This is a genomic window from Pseudomonas sp. 05N433 (genome assembly GCF_056396925.1).
In genome coordinates this window covers 1-10,726 of record NZ_JBFTML010000093.1, presented here as the reverse complement: position 1 = coordinate 10,726, position 10,726 = coordinate 1, and the positions used below count along the sequence as shown (strand labels likewise).

Genomic DNA, 10,726 nt, shown 5'->3' with positions numbered 1-10,726 from the left:
TCATCAATGGCTTCTTCACTGATAAAAAAAGCTGATTTATATAAATTGATTAAGCCCGCTTCCTTTGCCAGCTTTGCCGTATCGAGGATGAATTCATGCCAGACAACAGGGTCGTTATACGTCCAGGAGATAACGCGTATACCATGCTTTAAGGCGGTTTCTACAACCTGTTCAGGCGTATAGTAGTAAACATCTTTGTCTGTCACATACTTGGCCTGAGAGGTCTTCCAATTGTGGCAGTAGCCGCAGTTAAGCATGCAGCCGATATTGCCTAGGGAAAGGATTCGCTCTCCGGGAGCAAAGTGGAATACCGCCTCGGTTTCGATGGTCTCTTCGGTGCTGTGAACGCCTTTGCCATAATTCAATGTAACTAACCGGCCGCCTCTGTTTCCGCGCACCTTGCAAAAACCTACTTTACCCTCCTGAATGACACAGTTTCGGGGAGAAAGATGACACTTTACAACGCCGTTCGGGAGTATTTCTTCCAACTTTGCAGGCGTGCTTTCCAAGGTCCAGTTTTTATTTTTTGTAGTGTCCATCTCTTACTCCTCATTTTACGGAAGTTGCTGTCAATATCATCGGTTTAAATAGTCGAGGCGAAACAATCCCGCCGCCACAGTGGCAGCAATCCCCTAGTAGTTATTGATAGGCGGAAGAAACGCTGGTCAATCCATAATTCTTAAGTGAAAAACGCCTGGCGTTTATATTCATGAATGGCTGTATAAGAGGGCCTATGACCAACAAGAATGCAATGGTTCCCATACCGAAGGGCCCGCCTAGAAGCCATCCGGTTGAAAAGATGCCAATTTCAATTATCATTTTGGCTTTGGTGAATGACCACGCCCATTTGGACACCATGGTAAGCACCACAAGGTCCATGATTCTGATACCAATACCGCTCATGATAATCAGTGCAGACGAATAAGCACACAGCACCAGACCCATCGCCAATATCGTGTACTCATTCACTCTGACAATCAAATACTCTCCAAGCCCCAGCACGGACCAGAGGTCAATCAACAGACCTGTAAGTGTGGTTGTAACAAATGGGCTTATCGGAGGATATTTCTTGTTCCAGAGCATCCACCACAGCAGAAAGAATAGAGAAACGATACCCGAACAAACGCCCATTCCGAGCATGAGTATTTTATTTATCGAGATGATCAGGACATCTAAGGGGTCAGTCCCCAGTTGACTGACTATGAAAAACTTGGCCCCCACCGAGAAAAGGGCGACGCCAGCCAGATACATAAAAATCTGATCCATCTTGAAATCACGAAAACTTAGGACTTGCGTTCCAATATAATTCGCGAATGATGGATAGGATTTTTTTTCACACTTTATTTTTTCATCTTCCATACGAACACCATCCCTGGAGGAGAATATTTTATTATGCAGTGCGTAACGCTAAGGATTCAGAGCTATTGATTACCCGGGTTCTTGTTAGGCTTTACCGGGCTGCAAATAGACTAGCACTCTGCTTTATTTTGGTGCATTATTTTTTAATGAAAACCGGGTGCTTTTCATTAAAATTTATACTTTTTGCTGTGGGAGCTTACATGGACCGTATAGACATCAAAATCTTGGGGAAGGTGCAGGACTTTGGTCGCATTTCCATCACGGAGCTGTCCAAGCACGCAGGTCTTTCTATTCCCGCCACCACTGATCGGTTGCGAAAGCTCGAAGACTCTGGGGTTATCAAGGGATATAGCGCTCAGTTAGATCCAACCAAACTAGGGTTCGGCATATCTGCTGTCGTCGGCATGACCACCCTCAAGCCTGCGAAATCCAAATTGATAGCGACGCTCAACGACATACCCGAAGTCGTTGAGTGCCTGCACGTCACGGGTAACGACTCCTACCTGATCAGGATCTATGCCAGGTCAATGGCCGATATCGAAAATATCATTGCGAAGATCAACGCGTACGGTGAGACACGTACAAGCATTGTCTTGTCTGTCCCTATCGAGAGAAGAAAGCTTGTCCCTTGAGCCTGTACATAGAGCAGTCGGCTGTCAGCTATTTCAAGGGTGATCATTTTGTTTGCCCGGAACGGCGCCAGCAGCGATTCATCTGCCCCTGAATTAGTAATCAACGTCCACGGCCCTTTGAGGAACGGTGAACAATGTCATGCCGGTCGCAGACGCTTGGGGTATTGCGGCCGATGTGCCTGCGCCCACTAACGTACTTGGCCGTTATGGATCACCCGAAGAGGACATCGCACCGGTGGTGCTGTTTCTCGCCAGCAAGGATGGGCAATTTTTGACGGGGTATAGCCTGACGCCTGACGGTGGCCAAATCATCGACAGCGCACGCTGATTTTACCGTCCAGTCTGCAACCGATTGCCCCACAAGGAACACAAGACTCGCCTTGGCATGTCTTGTGTTTTTTCAAGCGATGCTCTCCGATGCAACAGGTTCTCGCGAGGCAGCGCGTGCCGCCAGGAAGGCAAGAACTGCCGCCACGCCCAGCAGCGTGGCGCTCAACTCGAAAGTCGCTCGATAGCCGTTCGAGTCAAATACCAGCCCGCCAACGGTTGCGCCGGATGCAATGGCCAGTTGGATGATCGCCACCATTAAGCCGCCTCCGGCTTCAGCATCCTCTGGCAATGTTCTGGCCAGCCATGTCCACCATCCCACCGGCGCCGCGGTCGCAACCAGCCCCCAGAGGCCCAACAAGACGGTGGTGGTAGTCGCAGAGCTGCCGAACGAAACGAGTGCCAGTGCGATCGCCGCCATCAATATCGGGATGACGATGAGGGTGCGATGCAGGCCATTTTTCAAGAATGCTTCAATCAGGAAGGTTCCCGCGAGGCCTGCCAGGCCGAGGACGAGCAACATCAGTGACAGCATGGAAATACTGACGTGCGTGACCGTTTCAAGGAACGGGCGCAGGTAGGTAAATAGCATGAACTGGCCCATGAAAAAGACACTGACCGCCGCCATGCCTAACGCGACCGGTGTGCTTTTCATCAGCCTGAAAACATTTCCAGTGCCTGAACCGCTTTGCGACTTCATCGCAGGAAGGCTCGCCCAAAGCCAGAGACTGGCGATTACCGCGACCGGGATGACGCACAAAAATGCGCCGCGCCATCCGATGAAGGCTCCGAGAAAACTGCCCAGAGGTGCTGCAATCACTGTCGCCAGAGCGTTGCCGCCATTGACGACTGCCATGGCGCGAGCGATCTGGTCGTCAGGCACCAGGCGTATGGCAGTTGCCGCCGACAATGACCAGAAACCACCAATTGCTACGCCGATCAGCGCGCGGCCGGCCATGAACACCCAGTAGTTCGGCGCGAACGCGACCACGGTTCCCGAAACGATCATCAGCAGGGTCAGGGACAACAGCAGTGGCTTGCGGTCGACCCGCGCCGCCACCGAAGCGGTCAGGAGGCTGGCGAATAGCGCAAACAGCCCAGAGACTGAAATGCCCTGGCCCGCTTGCCCTTCGGTGATATGCAGATCGGCGGCAATCGGTGTCAGCAGGCTGACGGGCATGAACTCCGATGCCACCAGGACGAAGGCGGCGAGCGACATGGCGAATACGGCACCCCATGATTGTTCAGGTTTTCGCGGGGCTGAGAGCGTGTGTTGGATCATTGATTGAATCCCGTAATGCGCGAAGCGTCGCGGCCCCGGGAACGAGGCCGCGCGTGAGAACGGATGCCCGGCCAGGGCACTGCTCAGTGCTACTTCAGGTTGCTTTTGAAGAACGTGGTCAACTTGGCGAATGGTATGAGGTCGACCCGGTCGTAAAGATCCACATGGCCGGCATCTGGAATGATGAGCAGTTCTTTAGGTTCTGCCGCGCGTTTGTAGGCATCCTCGCTGAACTCGAGTGAGTGTGCCCAGGCGCCAGCAATGAACAGCAGTGGGCGAGGGGAGATCGTCTCGATGTCGTTGAACGGATAGAAGTTCATGAATTTCACGTTGCTGGTCAGCGTCGGCATGGTGGTTGTCTGTGCCGATGCGCCGGCAGGGGTGACCTCACCACGCGGTGTGCGATAGAAATCGTAGAACTCGTCACCCACGGCGTTGCCGGTCAGCTTCAGTGGTGAGCCGCTGGTATAGCGGACTTCGCCACCCCAGAATTCGGCGTTGCGCTGCTGCGCCGCTTCGCGAATGATTTGGCGGCGTTGTTCGATCGTTACACTGTGCTTGAGGCCATTACGATTGGCGGCGCCCATGTCGTACATGCTGACGGTGGCGATGGCCTTTAGACGCGGATCGATCTTGGCCGCACTGATGGCGAAGCTGCCACTGCCGCAAATACCGATGACGCCGATACGTTCACGATCGACCAATGGGCGAGAGCCGAGAAAGTCCACGGCGGCACTGAAGCCTTCGGCGTAGATATCAGGCGAAACGGCCTGGCGAGGCGTGCCCTCACTTTCACCCCAGAAGGACAAGTCCAGCGACAGTGTGATAAATCCCTGTTCGGCCATTTTTGTGGCGTAGAGGTTTGCACTCTGCTCCTTCACTGCCCCCATTGGATGACCGACAATGATCGCGGCATTCTTCGATTGAGGATTGAGGTTCTTCAGGATGAACAGATTGCCCACCACCTTCATGCCGTATTGATTCTTGAAGGTGACCTTTTCTACCGTCACTTTTTCGCTTTTGTAGAAGTTGTCCGCGCCGTTCGACAAATCGGCTCCCGTTGAAGAAAAAGAGGTAACAAGCAGCCCTAGGGCAAGCAAAATGCCTTTCACTGGATAGTCCTTTTGATGAGTGGTTATTCGCTGGCGCCTTTCGCTTAGCCAGCCAATGTGGCGTTGTCGATCACGAAGCGATACTTGACGTCGCCCTTGAGCATCCGCTCATAGGATTCGTTGATCTGATCGACCCGGACCAACTCGATGTCGGCGACGATGCCGTGCTCGGCGCAGAAATCCAGCATCTCCTGCGTCTCGGGGATACCGCCGATCATCGAGCCGGCAATCGTTCGTCGTTTCATGATCAGGTTGAACACATTGGGCGATGGATGCGGCGAGGCGGGCGCACCGACCAGGGTCAGCGCACCATCGCGCTTGAGTAGAACCAGAAAGGCATCGAGATCGTGGGGGGCTGCGACGGTGTTGAGGATGAAGTCGAAGCTCTTGGCATGCGCGGCCATCTCCTCAGCGTTGCGCGATACCACCACTTCGTCAGCGCCCAACTCCTTCGCCGCTTCGCGCTTGGATTCGGATGTAGTGAACGCCACGACGTGGGCGCCCATCGCGTGGGCCAGCTTGATGCCCATGTGGCCCAGGCCACCAATGCCGACCACGCCGATTTTCTTGCCCGGCCCGGCGTTCCAGTGACGGAGTGGGGAATAGGTGGTGATGCCCGCACACAGCAGTGGTGCGACGGCGGCCAGTTGTTCTTCGGGATGGCGGATACGCAGAACATAACGTTCATGCACCACGATGTTTTGTGAGTAGCCGCCGAGCGTCCAGCCAGGTGCGTCCGGGGTCGGGAAGTTGTAGGTGCCGACCATGCCGTCGCAATAGTTTTCCAGCCCCGTGGCACAGTCTTCACAGTGTTTGCAGCTGTCGACGATGCAACCGACACCGACCAGATCGCCGACTTTGAAATCCACAACATGCGCGCCGACCGCCGATACACGACCCACAATTTCGTGCCCCGGTACGCAGGGAAATTGCGTGCCCGCCCACTCGGCGCGCACCTGGTGCAAGTCCGAATGGCAGATGCCGCAAAAGGCAATATCGATCTGAACGTCATGGGTGGCGGGTGTGCGGCGAATGATTTGCAACGGTTCAAGGGGCTTGTCGCCCGCATGAGCACCATAGGCTTGTACAAGCATGGGAGAGTCCTCAATGGCTTTGTCGGATGAACATTTTCCGGCTCTGCCCAGACTCCCTGTAGTGCATTGCACTGGATTACTTGCCTGATTCTATGAGTCTCTGTTTTTTTGCAGGACGGTCGTAAGCGGGCGAGTTAGAGTTCAGCGAAGAGGTACAAGGCGAACATGACGATCAAACACGACACCGCTGCTCAACACCTGTCGCCACAAGAAACGCTTGCGCGGATCATTAGCGAGCAGATCCCGAAACCAGGTGACTACGGTACGCCCATTACGGGCCTGGGCTTTTTCAGGCGCGAACATCCGTCGCCGCCCGTCGTCTGCATGGTCGAGCCAAGCATCATCCTCGTCGCCCAGGGGGAGAAACAGCTTTGGGTAGGTGGCGAGGGCTACCCGTATGACACGTCGCGATTTCTGATCACCTCATTGGACTTGCCCGCCAATTCTGAGGTGCTGGCGGCAAGCCCGGAGCAGCCATGCCTGGGGCTGACTTTGAAGCTCGATCTGCGCATGCTGGCTGAGCTGATAGTGCAGGGTGACTTGCCGCCAACCCGTGATCGATCAGTGGTGAAAGGTGTCGGGATTGGTTCAGTAACGCCTGCCATGTTGGCGTCGTTCGAGCGCTTGCTGGCGCTACTCGATGAACCCGAAGCCATCCCTGTGCTTGCGCCCCTGATTCAGCGCGAGATTCACTATCGTCTCTTGAAGAGTGATCAGGCCGCCAGGTTGCGGCAGATTACCTCGGTCGATGGCCAGGGTTATCGCATCGCAAAAGCCATCGACTGGCTGAAGTTGAATTACGCCTCGGCGCTTCGCGTCGAAGAACTTGCGGCGCGAGTGCAGATGAGCACACCCACCTTTCATCACCACTTCCGCCAGCTCACCTCGATGAGCCCGTTGCAGTACCAGAAGTGGTTGCGATTGAACGAGGCGAGGCGATTGATGCTCAACGAGCATCAGGAAGTATCAAGCGCAGCCTACCAGGTCGGCTATGAAAGCCCATCGCAGTTCAGCCGCGAATACAGCCGTCTGTTTGGCGTACCCCCCAAGCGGGATATTGCGATGTTGCGAGGGCAGGGGGTAGCAACATAAATACACCCTGTCAGGCAGGCGCCATCAGGACGGTTCTCAGCTGGCAGCTAAGGCTATACAAGGCCGACAAACGACAGAATAACCAGGACAATCACAACTGCCCCGACGATGTAGATAATATTGTTCATGAAAACCACCTCTCTATCCCAACAGGATTGCGACACCATGGTGCCTAATACAGATGACACCTTCGTTCGCAGTTCCGTTCCCCGAACCAGTCTCGACGGCGGCACCTCGCGGCAACCTCGGCTAATTTGCATGTGCTCGAGGAGTGCGCCGTGGCTGCAGGACACACCCCGTTCGGCTTACTCCAGTGTTTTCCCAGCCTGAGCGATTGGGCAATTTGCGGGCGAACAGTAAACTGGTAGGCGTTTTGTCGTTGAAGGGCACCAGTCTTCGCGGACCAGATTGGCAAGCAACACACCACGCTATCGACGGCTAGCAAAGGAGGGCGACGGGGTTGAGCGAAGGTCAACCCAAGCTAATTTATGGTGCGAGGAAAGGTTGCAGTGAATGTTGTTCCGCTCGTTAGAGAAGACGTTACAGCCACGTCGCCGTGGTGCGCCCTGGCGATCTCACGAACAATGAACAAACCCAGCCCGACACTTCTAAGTTCAGCATTGTCATGACTGCCGCGGATCATCGGTTCGAACAGGTCCTTGAGCAACTCAGGTGGTATGGGTGTGCCAAGGTTGTGGACTGTAATAATGACCGCTGGATCTTCGATGCGCGAAGAAACGGTGACTCCGCTATCGGCAGCACCGTAGGCGACTGCATTGGCGACCAGGTTGCCGATGAGCTGATAGAGTCGATCACTGTCAGCAGTAAAGTCACCTTGCCCATAACGCAGGTGGGTCAATTCATGCCCGGGGAACGCCAGACTCAACTCGTCCAGACAGTCGGCCACCAGTTCGTGTAGATCGACGGGTTTGGGCAGAACTGCGATACCTCGCCCGACCTGCGTCAAGGTGAAATCCAGCAGATCGGCCACCAGACGCTGCGCGCGCTCTGCGGAGTGGGTGATGTGGCCAAGGATTTGTGCCTGCTTAGCATCCATCTCCCTGCGGCCCAGCAGTTCTGTTGCCATTTTTATCGCCGACAATGGGTTGCGCAGGTCGTGACTGACAATCCCGATAAGCTGCTCGGCGAACAGGGCCCGGTCTTCCGCCGCGGCGTAAGTGATGCGCAGCTTGTCTTGGGTGATATCCATCACCCGTTGATCCTTGAGGTGTTTTGCCAAATGTCTTTCTGCGAGCATTCGGGCATGGAGCAGCTCACGCTCGTATCTTTGCCGATCTTCGGCTTTGAACAGCGTCATTTCATGAAATATGCCAGCAGAACTCTCACAACGGACGGCGCTGAGCATCATCGGAATTGAATGTCCGTTGTAGTGAACGAGATCGAATTTGACATCAGCGATCACGCCCTGGATTTGCATAAGGGGCGCCCAGTACGTCCTGTGAAACGTCCTCCCTTCAGGGCTCATCAGGTCTTGGATGTGACGACCGACCAGCTCACTCCTGCGGTAGCCAATCCAGCGGCAGAAGGTGAGGTTGACCTGTGCGATCTGTCCATTTTCTGCGGTAAGCAGTAAGCCACAATCAGCTTCATCGAAGAGAATTTCAGAACCGGGCAGCGAGTCGTCATCTGCGGGCATTTGTATTCACTGACCAATGGGGCCGATATCTGAAAAATTATAGACACCACTTGGGCAAGGACTCTCAAAATTTACTCCTTTTGCAGTGCTTGGTCTCGACATACGGAGGGTTAGCCAATCTGTTGCAACAACTCCTCGAGGCAGCCACTGTCGACCGGCTCAAGTGATGAAGTTTGTGGGCGTTCGGAAAAGTCGTTCAAAATGGCCGATTTGTGACTATATATCTTGTCGGTCACAAGTTGTCAGTCCTCGATAGGATGAGTAAGCTGTTCCCATGAATCAGCCATCAATATCTTCAGCTTCGCCCAGCCCCCGTGGCCCAGCCGATCACGACATTCGAGACCAGATTGTTGCGGCGGCCAACGAACACTTCAGTCAGTACGGCTACGGCAAAACCACGGTTTCCGACCTGGCTAGGGCCATTGGGTTTTCCAAGGCCTACATCTACAAATTTTTTGATTCCAAGCAGGCGATCGGTGAAGCCATCTGCGCAAATTGTCTGGCAGAAATCGTCGCGGCTGTGGAGCAGGCGATCAATGTAGAAGACCTGTCGCCGACGGAACGCTTTCGACGATTGGTCAAAACTGTGGTCGCCACAGGCGTGAATCTGTTCTTTAACGACCGAAAACTCTATGACATTGCAGCATTTGCGGCGTCGGAAAGCTGGCCCAGTACGCAGGCTTATGACGCACAGATCAAACGCTTCGTGTTGCAAATCGTGCGGGAGGGGCGAGAGATCGGCGAATTTGAACGCAAGACTCCCCTGGACGAAACAGTAGAAGCGATACATCTGGCTTTGCGGCCTTTCGTCAATCCTTTACTCCTGCAGTACAACCTCGATTATGTCGAGGAGGCGCCCACGCTCACCGCCAACCTCATTTTGCGTAGCCTCATGCCTTGACCTTCGGCTAACGGTTTTACGTCATGCCTGTGTAAGCGACACATCACCAAAACGGCTTTTCACTTTGCCCTTCTTCCAGTCGTCGAAGGGCATTTCATTTATTCGCATTGTGACCGTTGACTGAATTGGTCACATGAATAAATATGGTGAGCCGTTGCTTCTACTGCTTCATCTCAGTGATCCCATAGAGTTCAAACAATGAAAAAAATATTGCTCAAGAGCCCATTTGGCCTCGCTGTCGTGCTCGCATCTTCAAATGTGTTTGCAAGCGGTTTCGCTCTCAATGAACAAAGCGTCAGTGGGATGGGGTCCGGGTTTGCCGGGCGCTCCTCATCCGCTGAAGATGCGAGCACGGTATTCGGTAATCCGGCGGGTATGTCTCGATTGAAAAGAGAGCAGGTCAGCGTGGGCGCGGCGACTCTATTCGCGAAGACTGACATAAGCCAAACCCGCAGTACATTCGGAGGCCAGGAAGACGGCGACATGGTGCCAACCACCACAGTGCCTATGGGTTACTACGTCAAACCCATCGATGAGCATTGGGCGTTCGGTGTAGGTTTTTATGTACCTTTCGGTCTGATGACTGACTATGGCAGCGGTTTTGCCGGGCGTTACTACGCCAACAAAAGTGAGGTCACGACCCTTACGTTCCAGCCCACCATCAGCTATGCCTTTAACGACAAAGTTTCGATCGGCTTCGGTCCGACCATCAACCGCATCACCGGTGAGCTGTCCGGGATGGTGCCCAATCCACTTAGCCCAGGTCGCAATGACGGAAAACTCAAAAGCACGGGCGATGACACGGCCCTCGGTTTCAACGCCGGTATCCTGGTGCAGGCTACAGACCAAACTCGCTTGGGCATGACTTACCATTCCAAGGTCAGTTACCACTTGGACGCCAAGACCAAGGTCACCGACGGCATCTTTAGCGTGTTGGGGGTCAGCGGCCGGAGTTATGACGCTTCGCTGGATGTGGATACCCCAGAGTCAGTGGATTTCTCGGTGACTCATCAGCTCAATAATGACTGGACTCTATATTTGGGGAGTACCTGGACACGCTGGAGTCGCTTTAAAGAATTAACCATCGAGAACACGGGTTTACCCCCTTTGTTGAGCGGCTCGCTGGGCACTATTACCGAAGAACAGAACTGGCATGATACGTGGGCTCACGCTATCGGCACGGCGTACAAATTGAACAGCCAATGGGTACTTCGCGCAGGCTTCTCGGTCGACCAGTCTCCCACCAACAACACCAACCGTGGACCGCGCA

The 10,726-nt window shown here is 54.2% G+C and carries 11 protein-coding genes; 5 read left to right on the top strand and 6 right to left on the bottom strand.

Features of this window, described 5'->3' with window-relative positions; all coding sequences use genetic code 11:
• Together AC1DIS_RS29080 and AC1DIS_RS29075 are read right to left on the bottom strand one after the other, a co-directional pair.
• Positions 1-539, bottom strand: a 539-nt coding sequence (locus tag AC1DIS_RS29080) for a radical SAM protein (protein ID WP_477781263.1), incomplete at its 3' end; no start/stop codon positions are given.
• Between the two features lie 100 nt (positions 540-639).
• The gene (locus AC1DIS_RS29075; RefSeq protein ID WP_018927730.1) at positions 640-1,359 is read right to left on the bottom strand and encodes a YczE/YyaS/YitT family protein; all 720 of its coding nucleotides are present in this window, start codon (positions 1,357-1,359) and stop codon (positions 640-642) included.
• A 200-nt stretch (positions 1,360-1,559) separates the two neighbouring features.
• On the opposite strand from AC1DIS_RS29075, the gene AC1DIS_RS29070 reads away from it, so the two are divergent.
• Positions 1,560-1,991: an Lrp/AsnC family transcriptional regulator gene (locus tag AC1DIS_RS29070; protein WP_019578517.1), complete on the top strand. Its 432-nt coding sequence runs from the start codon at positions 1,560-1,562 to the stop codon at positions 1,989-1,991.
• Positions 1,992-2,130: 139 nt separating this feature from the next.
• The gene (locus AC1DIS_RS29065) at positions 2,131-2,319 is read left to right on the top strand and encodes a hypothetical protein (protein ID WP_018927732.1); all 189 of its coding nucleotides are present in this window, start codon (positions 2,131-2,133) and stop codon (positions 2,317-2,319) included.
• Positions 2,320-2,391: 72 nt separating this feature from the next.
• On the opposite strand, the gene AC1DIS_RS29060 is transcribed toward AC1DIS_RS29065, so the two are convergent.
• From AC1DIS_RS29060 to AC1DIS_RS29050, 3 genes are all read right to left on the bottom strand, one after another.
• Positions 2,392-3,600 (bottom strand): MFS transporter, encoded by a 1,209-nt coding sequence (locus tag AC1DIS_RS29060; protein WP_477743967.1) that lies wholly within the window; start codon positions 3,598-3,600, stop codon positions 2,392-2,394.
• A gap of 89 nt (positions 3,601-3,689) precedes the next feature.
• Entirely contained in the window at positions 3,690-4,712 is a 1,023-nt protein-coding gene (locus tag AC1DIS_RS29055) for an alpha/beta hydrolase (protein WP_477743968.1), read from the bottom strand.
• A gap of 44 nt (positions 4,713-4,756) precedes the next feature.
• Positions 4,757-5,806 (bottom strand): NAD(P)-dependent alcohol dehydrogenase, encoded by a 1,050-nt coding sequence (locus AC1DIS_RS29050; RefSeq protein WP_477748560.1) that lies wholly within the window; start codon positions 5,804-5,806, stop codon positions 4,757-4,759.
• Positions 5,807-5,971: 165 nt separating this feature from the next.
• Here AC1DIS_RS29050 and AC1DIS_RS29045 point away from each other — a divergent pair, with 165 nt between their 5' ends.
• Positions 5,972-6,898, top strand: a complete 927-nt coding sequence (locus AC1DIS_RS29045; protein ID WP_096480414.1) for an AraC family transcriptional regulator — start codon at positions 5,972-5,974, stop codon at positions 6,896-6,898.
• Positions 6,899-7,379: 481 nt separating this feature from the next.
• On the opposite strand, the gene AC1DIS_RS29040 is transcribed toward AC1DIS_RS29045, so the two are convergent.
• On the bottom strand, positions 7,380-8,555 hold the full coding sequence (locus AC1DIS_RS29040; RefSeq protein ID WP_096480413.1) for a PAS domain-containing sensor histidine kinase: 1,176 nt from the start codon (positions 8,553-8,555) through the stop codon (positions 7,380-7,382).
• Between the two features lie 274 nt (positions 8,556-8,829).
• Here AC1DIS_RS29040 and AC1DIS_RS29035 point away from each other — a divergent pair, with 274 nt between their 5' ends.
• On the top strand, positions 8,830-9,456 hold the full coding sequence (locus AC1DIS_RS29035) for a TetR/AcrR family transcriptional regulator (RefSeq protein WP_018927737.1): 627 nt from the start codon (positions 8,830-8,832) through the stop codon (positions 9,454-9,456).
• A 198-nt stretch (positions 9,457-9,654) separates the two neighbouring features.
• Positions 9,655-10,726 (top strand): OmpP1/FadL family transporter (locus AC1DIS_RS29030; protein ID WP_477781262.1); only part of this gene is annotated, 1,072 nt, incomplete at its 3' end.